The organism is Variovorax sp. H27-G14, assembly GCF_046156345.1.
Lineage (GTDB): Bacteria > Pseudomonadota > Gammaproteobacteria > Burkholderiales > Burkholderiaceae_C > Variovorax.
Map to the genome: position 1 here is coordinate 1 of NZ_JAYLVN010000022.1, position 16,995 is coordinate 16,995.

The window sequence follows — 16,995 nt, forward strand, 5'->3', positions numbered from 1 at the left end:
CTGCAGGCCCGCACACCCGATGTGGTGTACTTCGACTCGCTGCCACGGCCTTCGGCCCAGGCAGCCTGACCCCGCAGGATCCACTTAAAAGTAATCGGAATCTGTTCAAACGAACGGGGCCACCTCTGACTTCGCACGCCGTCGCCCCCACGATTTCGATAGGCTGATCCAGCGCGGCCTTGTTATTTCGGATTGGCATAACGAGTTTCACATGATCTGTGCGAAAAATGAGGACTCTCGAAACACAGCTCCACGGGCGCGCGCGGCATCCCGTGATTGAGCGCTGCAATGAGATTTCAGCCCAATCGACTGCTCGCGAGGCCTGCACCCATCGCAGGCCCGTCTGAGCCCGAATCCCTCACCTCCTGGATTTTTCGGTTGGCTTCGGCCAATGGCTTCGCCACATATGGTGAACTGATGCACAACGTTGACATCGTCCTGTCGGCACGCACGCTGGTCGACCTGGAGCCTGAGCGTTGGGCGTTGCTTGCGCGGCTGCAGCAGCTCTCCGGCGTCTGCGTCCCATTGCTGCAAAAGCACACGTTGAACCCTGCGCTCTTGGCCATGACCGGCAGCTCGTGCAGCACCGCAGGGCGTTGGTTGATGCCCAGCAGCGGTCGAGGATGCAGGTTTGCAGTCTGCCCAGCGTGCCTCGCGGAGGATGCAAAGCCATACTGGCGCAGCGCCTGGCGTCTTTCGGTAAGCACCATTTGCCCTGTACACAGGCATCTTCTTGTAGACACCTGCAAAGGCTGCGCAGGACCCCTGGTCCTCACTGGCACGCGAATGGCATCGCTAAGGCACTGCGAGCAGTGCGGTCAAGCGCTGCATGTCAAGGTGAGTCCACAGGTTGCTCCACGCGTGTCGAAGTGGCGCGTGGTCCCCGCGCACGGATTGCGGCACGCTTGCCTCCCGGTTTCGGTCGCTCACAGCAAGCTCTGGTGGGACGGTGTGCGCGTCCTGCTGAACGTGCTGGGCCGTGCGCAATTTGCCAGGAAGCTACAACAGTCAGGTCTGCCTCGGCGCTTCGCCCCAGTTTTGACTTGCCTGACTGCAGGGCAACGCATGCCGTTCGATCACCAGCCGCTAGAGACGCGCCACCGAATGCTGGATCTGATCGATTGGCTCACGAAGGAGTGGCCGACCCGATTTGTCAGCTGCATGAACAACGCGCGCATCACGCACAGCGAATTCAGCACCTCGGAAATCCAGATGCCGTACTGGCTGTGGTCGGTTTGCAAGCAGCATCTCGAAAAAAAGCACTACTGGCCAAGCGAGACAGAAGTGGCCGGAGCCATCGCTCTGCTCAAAAGTACCAATCGGCAGGTCTCCAAGCACGCCGTCAAGCGCCTTCTAGGGGTAACGCAGGGGAAGGCACTGAACGCTATCAAGGCCCCGATGCTGCGCTGCCTTTCCAGCTCGGAAATGCTCGCATTGGCGCAGCTCTTAAATGCTGATTTGCGCATCACCTCGGCCGCCCGAGAGGCGCGGGCAAGCCTCCTGCGCGATGCGTGCAGCATCGCTGCAGCAGCCTGGCTGAGGATCCCTCTCAAAGCCGTCGCACGCCTGTCCATAGCCGACGGCGAAGCCCTTCTGCAAGAGTGGCATGCGGCTGCGCGCATGGAAGGGGTCCGCGGCCATATCGCCCAGTCCTATCTGGCCTGGATGGAGCAGTATCTGAGTCGAACGCGCAGCCGCTTCGAGCGTTACGAGCTGCCGCAGCAAGCGCTTTTTCTGACGCGCTACGGCGTCCCATCGCAAGGGTTCGGTTTGATCCCGCGCTTTGCAGACCTACTGCGCCGCGCACGCATCAGCGATTGGCCACTGGGATCACGGCTTCTGACCGCAAAGCCAAAAGTCTGATCATCGCCGACACGCATTGGCAGCAGCGGCAGGCCCACTTGCCGTAGATGTTGGCGGTGCACGAAGAACTCGGCCGGGACGATGTCCAAGCGCTCGCTGGCCTCCTGCCCGATGCGCGTCATCGGGCGCCCGCAGCCGGGCTCCAGGCAGTCAGTGCGTTCGGGCTCGTAGTGGTGTTCCATACGGCGCAAGCGATCAGGGAACAGGTTGCGACGCCGCCGGCGCGGGGGCGCCTTGGTCGTTGTGTCCGAGGCTGCTGCGGCGGCGGCCGCAGCAGCTTCCCGCCGAAGCCGCTCGAGCTGCTCGCGCAGGCCCGCCTCGTCCTCGGCCAGCGCCTCTTCGAACAAGCGGCGCTGCTCGGCCCTCATGGCCTCGGACTTGGCCCCAAATTTCCAGCCCTTGAGCCTGGCCAGCTCGAAGGTGATCTTCTCGAACTTGGCTTCGCCCAGCGCGATCTCGCGGTCCTTGCGCTGCAGCGGCGCGTCGCGTTCGGCGAGCGCCTGATCGCGTTGTGCAAGGACTCGGCCATCCTCGACAAGTTGTTGCTCCTGGTCTTGCAGCCGCTGGAGCAACTGAGCAACCAGCGCCCCTGTCTCGGCGGACAGTTCCGAAGGATTCGCTGCAGAAAGATCACGCGCGCCAAGCATCGGCACATCCACCGTCAACGCATGGGCAGGTAGCGCTGGCGCCGACTCCTCAGGCTCGCGTGATGACGCTCAGCTCGGGAAGGCGCTGCCACGGCAGCCCAAGGACCAAAACGTCGAACTGCGCAGGTGTGAGCGACAGCAAGGGTGTCGCCTGGTCGTGCCCGGCCAGACGAAGCGCCCCGCGTTGAGCCGGCGCGCCGCGCACCACACGCCGAAGCCGTCGTGCACCAGCAGCTTGACACCCGTGCCCGCGCCGCGGGCGTTCGCGAACAGATAGCCATGGTGCGCCTGCACTGCGCCGAAGACTTGCAGGACGCGCGCCAACAGGCGCTCGGCGTTGGCGCGCATGTCGACGGGGTCGGCGGCCAGTCACATCGCGTCGATGCGAATCATCGAAGCAACTCACGCGTCCAAGCCGCGCACTCGCTGGCAGCACTTGCAGGCCAGCTCACCGTGACCGCCGTCGGTCCACGCTGCAGTTCGATGCGAATGTCCGCGACATGAGCCGGCTGGACTGGTGGCGGCAAGCTGACCGGCACAAACAATGTCTTGGCTTCTTGCGCCTTGCGGCCCTCGGCGATGCTCGCGCTGACGACCGTGGCTTCCGACTTCATCTCTGCGTCGCGAACCCATCGGCGCAGCAAATTCGCGTTGACGCCTTGGGCCATCGGCACCGCCGCCATCGACATGCCCGGTTTCATGCAACTGGCCACGGCGTTGGCCTCGAATTCGTCGCTATGAATGCGACGTCGCCGGCTTGTGCCGGCTTGTTTGTTGAGTTCTACCAAAAATTGACCCTCTGACTGCACTAATTTCCGTCTAAGACCGCGTGATAGTCGGGCGTACAGGCCTGTCTCGCAACATTGTGAAAAAGTCGTGCGGGCGGGCGAAGAAATGCCGTGCTACACCAAGCGGACGAGCTCAAGCAAGCTCGATCGCTATGCCGACAAGCTCGCAACCTGGCTCGCGATCGAGGCACCAGATCGCGGAAACCGCAGCGCAATTTGCGGCAGAGCCACACACAGATGGACAGTTGCTTTCGCAGTGCCCAGTCTGGTGACATTCAATGTCGCCACGTCTATCACTCCTGTACTCCTGCCGCGAAAAGCAGCAGATTGGGTTACCACGCGGGTAAATTGTTGAAGGAAATCATCAGGCCGCGCGAGTTATTTCAGAAGTGAACCAACACCCCCCTCAAACTTGAAAACCACACCCACCTTAACCCGAAAAACTTAAGCCATTCACGGCAGGAGAACTTTAAGTTTCATTAATAACTTATTCTTGCAATTTTCCTCGCTCTTAAGTAATGTATTGCACGGAGCGAGATCCCGAGGGATGTCTGCGACCTATCGCCACTACATATTAAAATTGGGAGATTACTTTTTTGCGCGCCCTAATTTTTACCAGGCCACTTTGCCTATTACTGCTTGCAATTGCAATAATTTTTCCTTGTTTCGGAAACGCGCAGGCTCAAACGGCTGCGCCAAACGTCGTCTTGGTCGACATTAGTTACCATATTCCACCGCTTAGCTGGGAAGAGCCAATCGCAGATGCCTCCAAATGTCCAACTTGGCCAAGTCCTTTTGGGGGGTACGTTTTTAAGCCGAGTGGGGAAGGGTTTATCCGAGACGGATCGTCCTTGATTTGCCGTGGGACTACGGATAGCAATGGGCCGCCAGAGGAAATTACCATACGTCTCGGAATCCTGTGCCCCAAAACGCCTAGTCAGCCATCTGTAGTCCCAAGCGGGCAAATTGGTTTGGAAGGTGGTAAACCTCTTTATGCATCTGCAACCTGTCAATGCACAAAATACTTGCAATCTTGGGATGGATCAAACTGCGTGTATCCGCCAGTTGAACCAATAAAGCCTGCTGAAAATCAAATGTGCAGCCCGGGATATATCGTCGGCAATCCAATTTCTGCAATAGATGGTGACAAAATCGAAAGCGAGGAAGATTTCCCTGATCAGAACCCAGCTTCGCTGCACTTTAGACGCACCTATCATAGCCTATGGGCAGCTGCTAATCCAAGACCTTCTGAAGGTTTAGGAAAGGTATGGACACACCCGTATGCCGCCTCCCTAAAACTTGGCTTTAACAAAGTCACAATTACTACTGAGGAGGGCTACGTTCTAATTTTCAACAAATCGGCCGATGGGTTGAATTGGATTCCTAGCACTAACACAAATACAGACACCTTAGTTCAAAACGGTTCCGGATGGAACTGGACAGAGTCCGCACGCGATAGAAAAATTTCATTTTCGCCAAACGGAAAGCCGACCTCCATTCAGAACAGAAACGGCTGGATAACCAGCTTGTCGTACGATGCGACCGAAAATTTGGTAATGGCGACGAATTCTTTCGGGCACTATCTCATCTTCGAGTATGACGCATATAAAAAAATATCTTCGATCACTTCATCGACTGGACGCGTTGTTCGCTATGCATATGATTACTACGGCTATCTTGAGAAAGTTACGCAGCCGGATAATTCAGTAAAAAAATATATTTACGATAACGGAAGGATGACTGGCGTAATTGACGAACTGGGAATCCAATACGCCAACTTCACTTACGATGCGGACTACCGTGCAGACTCAACAAGCCATGCTGGCGGCGTAAATTTATACGCTATCTATAAATCTGGGCCGAGTATTATGGTTAGAGATCCGCTGTTCACGCAGCGTGTATACAGCTATACGACTAAAAATGGAGTGATTGCCCAAACAAGTTCCTCTTTGCCTGATGGAAACTCCAAAGATTCGAACAGCATTCAATCCCGAGTGCTGGACGAGGATGGATTTGTGGTTAGTGAAACCGATTTCAAAAGTATTGTCAAAACGACTACTTGGGACAAAACCCGGCGGCTTCCTATAACCATTGTCGAGGCGTCAGGCACGCCTGACTCGCGCGCCATCACAACCGCATGGCACCCAACATTTCGGTTGCCGTCTAGCGTGACCGAAGCTGGGCGTACCACAGCCTTTTCTTATGATTCCTTTGGGAACACTCTTTCGAAGAGCATCACTGACACGCTGACCAATAGCACCCAAGTCTGGCAATGGACATACAACGCTCAACAGCTAGTAGCAACCGCGACTGAACCCGACGGCGCAGTCACCAGCTACACCTACGACCTCCGAGGCAACGCCCTCACATCGACGAACGCCCTAGGCCACGTCACCACCTACACCTACGACAACGCCAGCCGCGTAGTCAGTGCGACTGCCGCGAACGGGCTGGGCACCACCTACACCTACGACCTGCGCGACCGCCTGCTGACCCAGACCGTCAGCGGCCAGACCACAACGCTCACTTACAAGCCCTACGGAACCGTCGAAACCGTGACGCTGCCCACCGGCCTCGTGTTTACCTACACCTACGACGCAGCCCACCGCCTCAAAGGCTGGAGCAACAACCGAGGCGAGAGTGGCACCTACACGCTCGACAGCATGGGCAACCGCACCGCCGAGCAGATCAAGGACAGCGCCGGCAGCGTGGCCTGGAGCGTGGCGCGCACGGTCAACAACATCAATCGCCTATCAGCCAAGACCGAAGGCCCGAACCAGACCAGCACCTTCGGCTATGACGCCAACGGCGAGCTCACCCGCAGCACCAACGGTCTGAACCAGAGCACCCAGTACGGCCTAGACGGCCTGCGCCGCGTGAAGGCCGTGACCGACGCCGCCAACGCCAGCGCAACCCTTAAGTACAACGCGCTTGACGCCGTCACTGAAGCCAAGGACTTCAAGGGCGTGGCGACGGCCTACACCCGTGACGCCAAAGGTAACGCCACCACCGATTCCAGCCCCGACACGGGCACGGCGAACACCCAGTACGACGCACTGGGCCTGCCCAGCCAGATCACCAACGCCCTGGGCCAAGCCACGACCATCCAGCGAGACCTGCTAGGGCGGCCAACCAGCCTTGTCTTCGCCGACGGCAAGACCACCACGCTGCGCTACGACCTCACCCCTACAAGCAAGGGCTATCTGTCGGAGATCATCGACCGCAGCGGCACCACCGAGTACACCCGCGATGCCTTCGGCCGCGTGACGCTCAAGAAGCAGACGCTGGCGACCGGTGCAAGCGCGGGCAGCGTGCAGCAGGTGAGCTACAGCTACAACCTCAACGGCACGCTGGCGAGCATCGGCTACCCCAACGGTGGTGGCGTGCTCTCGCACACCTACGACAGCACTGGCCGCCTGACGGGCCTGAACCTGAATGGCAACCCTCTGGTCACCGGCATCACCTGGAACCCCTTGGGCCAGCCCACCGCCTGGATCTGGGCTCTGGCATCTCCTGCGGTGTCAGCCAGCCGTGCCTACGACACTGCGGGCCGCCTCATCGCCACGGAGTTCAGCAGCTACGTATACGACGCGGCAGGGCGCATCACCAGCCTGACGCAGAACCTCCAACAACCCGGCGACACCGACCCCACACACAGCACCATCGCCAGCGCCAACGTGACCTGGAGCGTGGGCTACAACGCGATGGGCCGCATCACCGGCTTTAATGCCACGGGCAGCACGGCGGGGTTCGACTATGACGCCAATGGCAACCGCAGCAGCAGCACCCGTGCCGTCAACGGCGTGAGCACCGACCGCACCTACGCCGTGGGCGCAGCGAGCAACCGGTTCACGGGCTTCACGCAGGCCATCAACGGCGCGAGCAACACCAGCGTCACCTTCGGCTACAACGCCAACGGCGATCTGGTGAACGATGGCCTCCGCACCTACACCTACGACGCCGAAGGGCGACTGGCCGCGGCAACGACCGGAGCGACCGATGTCAGCCCAACGACGCGCTACGCGCACAACGCGTTGGGGCAGCGGGTTTTCAAGACCGAGCCGCTTTATCCGCCGGTGCAGGGAGACGAGAGCAACCCGGGCTTCATGCAAAGCCTGATCGCGTTCTTCACGAAACTGTGGAGTCCAAGTACCACCGAAGCGGAGCAGCTGGGCTATACGTATGTGTATGACGAGCATGGCACGCTGATTGCGGAGGTGGGCGGCGGCGGCTCGGCCAGTGCGGGGCAGGCGCAATACATTTATATGCCAACGGCCAATGGGCCGATGCCTATTGCGGCGGTAATCAATGGCGGCACGTTTGCGGTTCACAGTGACCACTTAAACACACCCAGGAAGCTCACTAACGCAAGCGGGCAAGCGGTCTGGCAGCTAAGTTACAGCGCGTTCGGGGATGACAAACCGACGACTGCGAAGAGACGCTTTGCAAACCTGGAAACGATGCCAAACCCGGGCACGACGAGCATCTCAGAAGTGAAGTTCAACCTGAGGTATCCGGGGCAGTATTCGGATGAGGAGTCAGGGCTTTTCTATAACGGATTCCGGTCCTATATTCCGACCCTTGGCCGATACACCCAAGGTGACCCCATCGGTCTTGGCGGGGGATGGAACCGCTTCGGGTATGTGGACGCAAATCCTTTGAGCTTTGTCGACCCGGAAGGTCTGCAATTTGCGCCTACGCCTTGGGGTCCAATGCCCTTGCCACCATTGCTTGGAACTGGTTCGGGCAATAGCAATCTACCGGACATGGCACTCCCAAAGCCTAGGCCAGTGTCCCCTTTGGACTTCACTATTCCCGGGATGATTCAAGACCTGTGTAAGGGAATCAGTGACCGCATGCTTAGTGGCGGCGAAGTGGATGGCCCTGACGGCCCGTTTAGTTGGTGGCACAAGGGGCGTAAATCATCCGCACAATTGCGGGATGATTGGGAGCAAGGAACTGGACTGAAATGGCCAAAGGATGCTAATGGCCGCAACGAGGACGTATCACACGAAATTCCGCTCGCCGACGGGGGTCCTGATGATTGGAGAAATGTGAAACCTCGACCGGGTGACAATCACCAGGATCGTCATCGTGCAGCGGGGGATTACAGTCGTTGGGGAAAACGCAGGAACTAACCATGAAACCAGATCTGTCGAAAACTTTCGAGTGGAGCAAGTACTTCGCCAATGCAGGGTGGGTAGATCCTGACGCTCGATCCATCGAGAAACTTCACACAGAAGCACGGATATTCCTTGAGTACTATGACTGGTGCGAGACGATCACCGAAGAGTACGTCGGGATGGTCTATCCGGGAATCGTTGGCGTCTTCTTGTTCAGATTTTTGCCAGCTCGAAAAGGTGTTGATGAGTGGGTCTGGGTCATTACAGGAGACCTTCCACCTGCATACATCACATGCGAAGACAGTCCAAACCCGGCCACAGCGCTGGATTCCTATATCGGCGCGATGCTGGAGTGGATCAGGGCCATAGATGAAGGTGCTCCTACAGGCCAACTCATTCCGGTTAATGTGGCGCCATCAAAAGAAAATGCTGCTCGTCTCAAAACGCGACTTGAATTTTTGGACGAAAAAATTCTGTCGGGCTATGCCGAGGACTTGAAGGCATCTTAAACGGAATCGTGGAATGAGAGGCTCAGTGAATCGCCCCGGCTTTCGTGGAGGACGGTTGGTTTAAGTCAGACCGCCGCCGTGGCGGACTGACTGGCGAGTTGCCGGTAATAGTTTGCCTCAGCTTCTGCAGGCGGGATGTAGCCGATGGGTTCGAGCAGGCGTTGGTGGTTGAACCAGGACACCCATTCGAGCGTCGCGAACTCCACCGCCTCCTTGGTCTTCCACGGTGCCCGGCGATGGATCAGCTCGGCCTTGTAGAGGCCGTTGATCGTCTCGGCCAGGGCATTGTCATAGGAGTCGCCTTTGCTGCCCACTGACGGCTCGATGCCGGCCTCTGCAAGCCGTTCGGTGTACCGGATGCTGACATATTGCGACCCGCGATCGGAGTGACAAATCAAGCTGCCGTCGCGCTCGGGTTGACGGTCGTACAGCGCTTGTTCCAAGGCATCGAGCACGAAGTCCGTGCGCATCGAGCTGCTGACCCGCCAGCCCACGATGCGCCGGGCATAGACATAGATCACAAAGGCCACGTACAGCCAGCCCTGCCACGTGGACACGTACGTAAAGTCCGAGACCCACAGCTGGTTCGGACGCTGCGCTCGGAACTGCCGGTTGACCCGGTCCAGCGGGCATGGCGCCCTGGCATCCCTGATCGTGGTCTTCACCACCTTACCGCGCATCACGCCTCGCAGGCCCAGGCGCCGCATCAGCCGCTCGATCGTGCAGCGCGCCACTGCCGTGCCTTGGCGTGCCAGTTGCCGCCAGACCTTGTCGGCGCCATAGACCCGCATGTTGGCCTGCCAGACGCGTTGGATCTCTGGCACCAGGGCATCGTCGCGTTGCGCCCTGGCGCAGCGCCTGTGCGGCTCGCGCAGCAGCGCCGCGTGGTGCCGATAGCCCGACGGGGCGACCTGCAAGACCTTGCAGATCGGCTCGACCCCGAAGGTGACGCGATGCTTGTCGATGAAATCCCTCAGGAATTCAACCGGCGGTCGAGCTCCGCCTGGGCGAAAAACGCGCTCGCCAGCTTCAGGATCTCGTTGGCCCGGCGCAGCTCCTTGACCTCGCGCTCCAGCTCCTTCATGCGCTGGGCCTCGCTGGTCGTCACGGCTTCTCGAACGCCGTTGTCGATCTCGTCGCGCTTGACCCATTCGTTCAGCGTCTGCGGCACGCAGCCGATCTTCCGCGCAATCGATTCGATCGCAGCCCATAGCGATGGGGATTCCCCACGGTGCTCCTGCACCATCCTCACCGCGCGCTCACGCACCTCGGGTGAGAACTTGTTTGACTTCTTCATGGCTCAATCCTCTCAGAGTGTTGAGCCTCCTCAAAATACGGGACGATTCATCTGCTCGAGACGCTTGCAGCCTTACTCTGACAATAAGAATCTTCCGCGTGCGGCGTACCAGCAGAAAGAAAATTTTATGACGACCACTCCCAACAAGCCGGCGCATCCAGAAGGATTCCAAAGCTGGCTCGAGTACGCAGTCCTAAACTTCGACGGTCACGAAGCGGCCCTTAAGTTCAAGTTCGACCGGAAGCCTTTCGATCATCTTCAGATTCAAGCCGCGGTCTTTGAAAAATTCGGCGCGCTCAGGGCTCGTGCATCGCTCCCACCGCTTGCCCTGCGCGTGCCCTAAAAAGCTCGGTTTGCTACTAAGACCTTCTAAGGCGGACGGCGCGATCGCTTCGCCGGACTGGCGCAATAAACTTTCTGACAAACACGGTGACAGATGCGATCCCTCTCCGAAATAGACAATCAAGACGCCAGCCCGCTCGTCTGCAACCATCTGATCTGCGCGAATTGCGAGGTCATCGATCGGGATCACGGTCGCCTTCGCTCCGGGCACGCGTGCAGCATCTGCGGGATCAAGAGCAAAGGCGGTCGACTGGCGTTCCCGATCAGCATTCACATACTTGTTGATCTCGTTGCGCAGGTCTATCACTCTGGCTCACCTGTAGGACCGATCGACGGGCCACAAGCTCCGACGATTGGAACCGTCCTGTTTTTCTGCGCGCTTCGAGAAGCCTTGCTTAGCCATTTTTTGCTCTCTCATCTGCGGGCCCAGGAAATTCCAGAACTGCTGATAGCACGACTGATGGATGACAACAAGCTCGCGGCGCAGAAGTTCGGTCCGCTGTTTAAGTCAGTTGCCGGCGTCAGTTGGAAGACGGCCGTAGCAGCTGTGTCCGATAAGACCGGCATAGATTTCGAGCCGGTCTCCGCGCTAATGAAAGAGGCCGCAGGCGTCCGAAACACCTTTCTTCATGAAGGGCAGGCATGGCAGCTCTCGCTGGCGCATGCTAAGGCCTGCGTGGATTCCATGCCCCGTCTCTTTGAGCTCTTTTCAGCGCTGCACAACCAATACATCCATCCGATGCGGTGGGCGTCCGCCGGGTCACCCGATGGCTCCAATTTCTACTCTTGAATCCAATATGGACGTAGTCAAATATTCGGTTCGCCGCACCCTGCAAGAGCTACCTGAAATCGCACTGCGCAAGGTTCTGAGACGGAAAATGAGGGAGGCCGGCTACGAGTTGCCAGCAAAGGCAGCAAAAGCCTTCGCGGAGCACGTGATGAAGGGCGCGCAGGCTCGTTTTTCTTGGAAGCAAGGGCGATCAGCGGAAGTCCGTCATATCGACTTGACCTTCACGGACGCCGATGCAGTGGAACTCGAAACGACAGTCTCGACGATGACCAAGGCCTTGCCTGGCGCGATCGCCAAAGCGTCCGACAAGGTCAGTCTCTTGTACTTCAAAAGCCTGTGTGAAAAATGGGCTACCGAGGGAGTGAGTCAAGCGGAAGAAATTGAAAGTTTTCGCCACAACCTCGAGGAGCGTTGGGGTGACGGGCTGGGCTTGATGAGGATGCTGCTCACCTGTTGTCGTGAGCTTGGCCGGGAGACGTTCTTGCGGCATCGAAGATCACGGGCCGCTGGCCACGCGCACCGCAGATGGGTGATGGTTCGGCTTCATTCGCGAGCATGCCAGGTCGCAAACGAGATCATCTGCCTCATGGAGAACGGCTTTGCCGACGGCGCCATGGCGCGGTGGCGCACGCTGCATGAACTTGCCGTCACAGCCGCTGTAATTTCCGCTGGGGACGAGGCGTTGGCGGAGCGATATGTCCTTCATGACGCGGTCGACGTAAAGCGCCAGGCGGACGACCACGATGCGACTCAGGTCCCGCTCGGATTTTCTCCTGTGAACAAGCGTCAACGAAACAGAATCGATCGTCAATACCAAAGTGTCATTGATCGATTTGGTCCGATGTTTGCTCATCCCTATGGCTGGGCGGCAGACGCATTGAAACTAAAAAAGCCCACTTTCAAGGATTTGCAGAAATCGGCAGGTCGGGAGTCCATGAACAGCTACCACAAGCTGGCATCCTTCAACGTCCATGCTGGCGCGCGAAGCCTGTTTTTCAAGCTGAGTTCAATGGGCGATGAAGAAGTGCTCCTTGCAGGACGCAGCAACGCTGGGCTTGTCGAACCAGGCGTGAGGACTGCCCAGACACTTGCATTGATCACAAGCCTATACCTGGGGCACGAGACTGATTTAGATCGCCTGACAGAATTGAAGAGCGTGCTTCGCATCAAAGATGCCGTGGCACCGGCCCTCGTTGCCGCTGATGCGCTCCTTCACGAAGACGAATTGATGCATCGTGCTAAGTTGATGGCTCGCCGGGCGAGAAGAAGCACGGGCAAGCAGAGCGTCCGCCGGAATAAGGGGGGATCCGCTGAGCAGGCGTGAGCGGCCACGACATGTTGGCGCAACTTCGTCGCAGTCAGGGTTTCGGCAGCGGGAGGGTAACCCTTGTGATCCGTGGCATATAAATCTCACTGCGACATCGGCCGCATCGGCTGGGATCACCACCAGGTCCAAGCCGCAATACTTGAGGAATTCGAGGCCCTCAGGACGCGTGCGTCGCTTCCACCGTTCGGCGAGTCGCGCCGAAGCCGCTCGACCGCTACGACTCCGTCGTGTACCCGGCCGGAACAAGAATGCTCATTGCAGTGAGCGCCTTGACCGGATAGATCAATAGCAGGATGTTGTGCGTGGTGTCGAAAGCCTCGCCCAGACACTCGTGTTGATCACCGTTTTTGTCGCGGTAGACCAATGAGGTTGGTCGGGTCATCTTCCTGCCGATCGGCAGAAGCGGGAACAACGCATGTTCTTTGTCGATGAGTACATCGGACGGACAACCGAAATATTGCTCGAAACTCGGTGAAGTCTCGATACGACGAACTGCGGCTGATGCGCTGCGCCCGGGGATGAACTCGATCTGTTCGAGCACATAGACGACGCAAGAGCGATGGTTCGTCCTTGCGAATTCGCGCGCGGACGCATAGTTGGAAGAGCCGAACTTCTTCGCTAGGTTGATCGGAGACTTGATGCTCATCGGGCTGTCCGCCGCGAGTTTTAGATAGGAATCTCCCTGGAATAGCGCGTACCGGGCGAAGTTGTTGGCCTCGCGCTCAAACTGGTGGGCGATGTCCGGCGACAAGGTCTGCTCGCAGTCCTGAAAGAACGTGAAAATTTTTCGATGTGCCGGGAGCTCATGGTGCCCGGTCTCGTGAAGCGTCAGGAATTTTTGCTTGCTCAGACCGACTGACTCGTCGATGTGAATGATTTGTTCACTCGCGTCGTAGAGACCGAGGATCTTCGAAAGCGCCGTCTTCACCGCAAAGAACACCTTGGCGGTTTTCGCCTTGGCATACGCCAGAAGGCGTTCTGGATCAAAAAGGCCCTTGGGGGCGACACGCAGCTTTGCTGCCGAAACGATGTCATCCACAGGCGTCGGAAAGCGACCCCAGGCGGCCGCCTTGTCAAGCGATTGCCGAGCGCGTTCCTCCACGGCCCGCAGTTCGGCCGGTAGCAAGCTGCTGTCGTCCTCTTTTCTCATGGGGGTTTTTTCATCCTCAGAAATTGCAGATATTTCATAAGTTCGCCTTCTTCATCCGGTGTCAGGTTGTGCTCTGCGAATGTCGCAAGCCGTCCGTGGCGCTGCGTCGCTTCGCGCGCAGCTGAGGGGGATAAGTAGCCCGCAAGTTCCATCAGTTGGACGTAGTCGATTCCGTAGATCTCTGAAAGGGTGTTCAGCACGTTGGGGCTAGGCTGAGCGATCTTTCCTGTTTCAAGTTGGCTAAGGTAGGCATTCGATACCTCCTTGCTGCTGGCTTCTTCCACCTGTCGGAGTGACATTTTTCTGTCCTGCCGGATGGACGCCAGATATTGGCCAAGTGTTGGCTTCACGTTCTCCTCGTTGAATGCCGACAGCGGCGAACGCGGTTTCGTTCACCGCCCGACGACTTCAGTCTAATCGGAATGCTAATTTTTCCAAGCATGCAATGTTTTTGCTTGACAAACTTAGCGCGCGCTATCACATTAGCAACAGACCGCGGGATTTCTCGCGGCACAAGAAAGGACGGGCCCCATGGCCAAGAACTTTGAAGATGGTGTGGAAGACGTGCAGCAAGCGCTGAATGCCGGGCGCGAAGTCCGTGGTCACGGCCCCTACGGCATGCTCATCGGCGACGAGCGGCTGGAGTTCCGCCCGGTGGTGATCGCCGATCCGGTGCCCACCAGGCGCCAGATCCTCGAGGCGGGAGGTGTCCGCGACACCGTGGAGCACTTGTTGTTCCTCATGTCGCAGAACGGTTTGCTGCTGGAGCTGGGCGATGGCCTGACGGTCGATCTGCGCAGCGCTGGCGTCGAGCGGTTCCTCGTGTTCCGCAATGACCGCTCGTTCCGCTTTGAGTTGGACGACCGCGTGATCGAATGGGGTGCGACCCGCATCTCGGGGTTGACGCTGAAGAAGCTAGCCAGCGTCGACCCGCTGACCTTCGCGGTCTGGCTGGACGCGCGCGGTGGCAAGGACCGCCTGATCGGCGACGCAGAACTCTTCGACCTCTCGGCGCCTGGCGTGGAGCGGTTCTATACGGCGCTGCGCACGATCACGGTCAAGGTGAACACCCGGCCGCATCAGGTGCACACCGAAACGCTGACGTTCGACCAAGTGGTGAAGCTGGCGTTCGCCGATGCCGCGACGACGGACTCGCGTGTCTACACGGTGACTTTCAAGCGCGGGCCGGCCAGCAACCCCGAGGGCACGCTGGTCGAAGGCGGTTCGGTTCACATCAAAGACGGGATGCTCTTCAATGTCACATTCACTGATAAGTCGTAGTCCCGACCTCAAACGCCTTCGCGATGAGGGGTACGAGGTCGAAGTTCGAGCAGGGCACCTGCTCATTCATTCGGTTCCGTACGTGAACCCTCGCGGCGAAACGGCGTTGGGCACCCTTGTGTCGAACCTGACGTTGGGCGGGGACATCACGGCCAGGCCGGACTCGCATTTGGCCCACTTCGTGGGCGAGCATCCGTGCAATCTAAATGGCACGGAGATCGTGCAGATCAAGCACGCGAGCGCTGTGACCGACCTGGGAGGTGGCATTGTCACCAACCACTCGTTCTCGAACAAGCCGGCCGACGGCTACACCGACTACCACCACAAGATGGCTCGCTATGTCGAAATCATCAGCGCTCCGGCGCGCTCCCGTGATCCCGCGCTCAAGGCTCAAACCTTCCGCCCGGTGGTCGCGGCGGCTGATGAATCGGTGTTCCGGTACATCGACACGGCCTCGAGTCGGGCCGGCATTCAGGCGATCGCGATGCGTCTTGCACATCGCATCGCGATCGTTGGGCTCGGTGGCACTGGTTCCTACGTGCTCGATCTGCTCGCCAAAACGCCGGCGACCGAAATTCACCTGTTCGATGGCGATGTCTTCATGCAGCACAACGCCTTTCGGGCACCCGGCGCGCCTTCGCTGGCGGAGCTGGAGACGCAGGTGAGCAAGGTCGAACGCTTCAAGGGCATCTACTCGAACATGCACGCACACATCGTGGCGCACAACGGTTACCTGGGCGAAACGAACCTGCACGAGATCCAGGGCTTCGATTTAGTGTTCATCTGCGTGGACAAGGGCAGCGTGCGCAAGATGATCGCCGAAGCACTTGTTGCGACCGGTGCGTCGTTCATCGATGTCGGCATGGGCGTCGAACTCACCACAGAAACGCGCGAGCTGCTGGCGGTGTGCCGAGTCACGACCGTCACCCCTGAAAAGAAGGACCACATCGCATCGCGGATTTCGATGGCTGATCGCGATGAAGAGGATGCCTACAACCAGAACATCCAGATTGCCGACCTGAACGCCTTGAACGCGGTGCTGGCGGTCATCAAGTGGAAAAAGATGTGTGGCTTCTATGCGGACGAGGAAGGCGAGCATCACTCGACCTACTCCACGAGCATGAACCTTTTGACCAGCGACGAGACCTCCGAATGAAGCATCAACGCCTGTCACATGTTTTCGTCGAGGAAATTCCAGCCAAGACGGAACAGGGCGTACTGTACGTCTCGATGGAATGTGCCACGGCCATCCATCGGTGCGCGTGCGGCTGCGGACAGGAGGTGGTCACGCCGTTGTCGCCGACGGACTGGTCGCTGATCTTCGATGGCGACACTGTTTCCCTCGATCCTTCCGTCGGCAATTGGGCGCTCCCATGCCGCGCGCACTACTTCATCGACCGCGGTACGGTCGCCTGGGCGGGGAACATGTCGAATGCGGCCATCGAACTCGGCAGGTCTCGGGACCGCCAAAACAAGTCCGCTTACTTCTCGAGCGCGAAATCTACTCCAAGCGCTTTGCCGCCTGGAGCGACGGTTGTACCGTCGCAAGTGCCAAGAGCGTCAGCCAAGCGTGACCTGAGTTCCGCCCCGGGTCCGAAACCGGCAGGAATCTGGCAGTCGCTGAAGACGTGGTGGACGAGCTAGCACCTCGTCCGAAGATGCGCCAGGCCACCGGGACTGCCAAGCTCCTGAACCTTAGGGGGCCTAGCAGACGCGATGTTAGAAGTTTCAAGGGAGAGGGAAACCTGCACGTCTTGAAAGACGGGTGCGCTCTGGGGCGTTGCAAAGCTCGAAGGCGTAGTGGCACCTTCAGGTTTTTATGACGAAGAACACGAGCCTTGGGCCAGTAGACTTCTCGTTGAACAACCGCGCCGACGT

The 16,995-nt window shown here is 58.6% G+C and carries 14 protein-coding genes, 1 pseudogene and 1 other annotated feature; of the genes and pseudogenes, 8 read left to right on the forward strand and 7 right to left on the reverse strand.

What is annotated here, in order from left to right; translation table 11 throughout:
* Positions 1-288: 288 nt before the first annotated feature.
* Positions 289-723 (forward strand): annotated as a pseudogene (locus VLK31_RS31210) (TniQ family protein); the annotation flags it as partial.
* Positions 724-1,742: 1,019 nt separating this feature from the next.
* Here VLK31_RS31210 and VLK31_RS31215 read toward each other — a convergent pair.
* Genes VLK31_RS31215 through VLK31_RS31225 form a run of 3 tightly spaced genes read right to left on the reverse strand, consistent with a single transcriptional unit; the run spans position 1,743 to position 3,298 of the window.
* Positions 1,743-2,522 carry an IS66 family transposase zinc-finger binding domain-containing protein gene (locus VLK31_RS31215; protein WP_409172448.1) on the reverse strand — a complete coding sequence of 260 codons (780 nt, stop codon included), beginning with the start codon at positions 2,520-2,522 and terminating at the stop codon, positions 1,743-1,745.
* Positions 2,523-2,579: 57 nt separating this feature from the next.
* On the reverse strand, positions 2,580-2,879 hold the full coding sequence (gene tnpB / locus VLK31_RS31220) for an IS66 family insertion sequence element accessory protein TnpB (RefSeq protein WP_409172449.1): 300 nt from the start codon (positions 2,877-2,879) through the stop codon (positions 2,580-2,582).
* Positions 2,880-2,899: 20 nt separating this feature from the next.
* Complete coding sequence (locus VLK31_RS31225) at positions 2,900-3,298, reverse strand: transposase (RefSeq protein WP_409172368.1); 399 nt, start codon at positions 3,296-3,298, stop codon at positions 2,900-2,902.
* 1,052 nt (positions 3,299-4,350) lie between these two features.
* Here VLK31_RS31225 and VLK31_RS31230 point away from each other — a divergent pair.
* Positions 4,351-8,436: an RHS repeat-associated core domain-containing protein gene (locus VLK31_RS31230; RefSeq protein ID WP_409172369.1), complete on the forward strand. Its 4,086-nt coding sequence runs from the start codon at positions 4,351-4,353 to the stop codon at positions 8,434-8,436.
* Between the two features lie 2 nt (positions 8,437-8,438).
* Entirely contained in the window at positions 8,439-8,930 is a 492-nt protein-coding gene (locus VLK31_RS31235; RefSeq protein WP_409172370.1) for a hypothetical protein, read from the forward strand.
* 65 nt (positions 8,931-8,995) lie between these two features.
* Here the strand turns inward: VLK31_RS31235 and VLK31_RS31240 are convergent.
* Both VLK31_RS31240 and VLK31_RS31245 read right to left on the reverse strand, forming a co-directional pair.
* Positions 8,996-10,227 (reverse strand): IS3 family transposase gene (locus VLK31_RS31240; protein ID WP_409172371.1). Its coding sequence is split into 2 segments (ribosomal slippage): positions 8,996-9,939 and positions 9,939-10,227, totalling 1,233 coding nucleotides; the frame shifts between segments, so codons are not numbered across the junction.
* Positions 9,833-9,949: a sequence feature (AL1L pseudoknot), on the reverse strand. (Overlaps the previous gene by 117 nt.)
* 193 nt (positions 10,228-10,420) lie before the next feature.
* Complete coding sequence (locus VLK31_RS31245) at positions 10,421-10,876, reverse strand: hypothetical protein (RefSeq protein ID WP_409172372.1); 456 nt, start codon at positions 10,874-10,876, stop codon at positions 10,421-10,423.
* Between the two features lie 153 nt (positions 10,877-11,029).
* Here VLK31_RS31245 and VLK31_RS31250 point away from each other — a divergent pair, with 153 nt between their 5' ends.
* The gene (locus tag VLK31_RS31250; RefSeq protein ID WP_409172373.1) at positions 11,030-11,359 is read left to right on the forward strand and encodes a hypothetical protein; all 330 of its coding nucleotides are present in this window, start codon (positions 11,030-11,032) and stop codon (positions 11,357-11,359) included.
* A gap of 7 nt (positions 11,360-11,366) precedes the next feature.
* On the forward strand, positions 11,367-12,683 hold the full coding sequence (locus VLK31_RS31255; protein ID WP_409172374.1) for a DUF5677 domain-containing protein: 1,317 nt from the start codon (positions 11,367-11,369) through the stop codon (positions 12,681-12,683).
* 217 nt (positions 12,684-12,900) lie between these two features.
* Here the strand turns inward: VLK31_RS31255 and VLK31_RS31260 are convergent, their stop codons facing one another.
* Positions 12,901-13,836, reverse strand: a complete 936-nt coding sequence (locus tag VLK31_RS31260; RefSeq protein ID WP_409172375.1) for an ImmA/IrrE family metallo-endopeptidase — start codon at positions 13,834-13,836, stop codon at positions 12,901-12,903.
* Positions 13,833-14,186, reverse strand: coding sequence for a helix-turn-helix domain-containing protein (locus VLK31_RS31265; protein WP_409172376.1), 354 nt, complete (start codon positions 14,184-14,186; stop codon positions 13,833-13,835). The genes VLK31_RS31260 and VLK31_RS31265 overlap by 4 nt, the downstream gene beginning before the upstream one ends.
* Positions 14,187-14,367: 181 nt before the next feature.
* On the opposite strand from VLK31_RS31265, the gene VLK31_RS31270 reads away from it, so the two are divergent.
* From VLK31_RS31270 to VLK31_RS31280, 3 genes are read left to right on the forward strand one after another with little or no spacing between them, the layout of a single operon-like run.
* Positions 14,368-15,117 (forward strand): multiubiquitin domain-containing protein, encoded by a 750-nt coding sequence (locus VLK31_RS31270; protein ID WP_409172377.1) that lies wholly within the window; start codon positions 14,368-14,370, stop codon positions 15,115-15,117.
* Positions 15,092-16,273: a ThiF family adenylyltransferase gene (locus VLK31_RS31275; RefSeq protein WP_409172378.1), complete on the forward strand. Its 1,182-nt coding sequence runs from the start codon at positions 15,092-15,094 to the stop codon at positions 16,271-16,273. The genes VLK31_RS31270 and VLK31_RS31275 overlap by 26 nt, the downstream gene beginning before the upstream one ends.
* Positions 16,270-16,761: a DUF6527 family protein gene (locus VLK31_RS31280; protein ID WP_409172379.1), complete on the forward strand. Its 492-nt coding sequence runs from the start codon at positions 16,270-16,272 to the stop codon at positions 16,759-16,761. Before VLK31_RS31275 ends, VLK31_RS31280 begins: the two co-directional genes overlap by 4 nt.
* The last annotated feature ends 234 nt before the right edge of the window (positions 16,762-16,995 follow it).

Excerpts from the sequence above, each read along its gene's own strand:
- VLK31_RS31260 (WP_409172375.1), bottom strand. The coding sequence starts at position 13,836 with ATGAGAAAAGAGGACGACAGCAGCTTGCTACCGGCCGAACTGCGGGCC.
- VLK31_RS31280 (WP_409172379.1), top strand. The coding sequence starts at position 16,270 with ATGAAGCATCAACGCCTGTCACATGTTTTCGTCGAGGAAATTCCAGCC.
- VLK31_RS31270 (WP_409172377.1), top strand. The coding sequence starts at position 14,368 with ATGGCCAAGAACTTTGAAGATGGTGTGGAAGACGTGCAGCAAGCGCTG.
- VLK31_RS31255 (WP_409172374.1), top strand. The coding sequence starts at position 11,367 with ATGGACGTAGTCAAATATTCGGTTCGCCGCACCCTGCAAGAGCTACCT.
- VLK31_RS31235 (WP_409172370.1), top strand. The coding sequence starts at position 8,439 with ATGAAACCAGATCTGTCGAAAACTTTCGAGTGGAGCAAGTACTTCGCC.
- VLK31_RS31275 (WP_409172378.1), top strand. The coding sequence starts at position 15,092 with ATGTCACATTCACTGATAAGTCGTAGTCCCGACCTCAAACGCCTTCGC.
- VLK31_RS31250 (WP_409172373.1), top strand. The coding sequence starts at position 11,030 with ATGGATGACAACAAGCTCGCGGCGCAGAAGTTCGGTCCGCTGTTTAAG.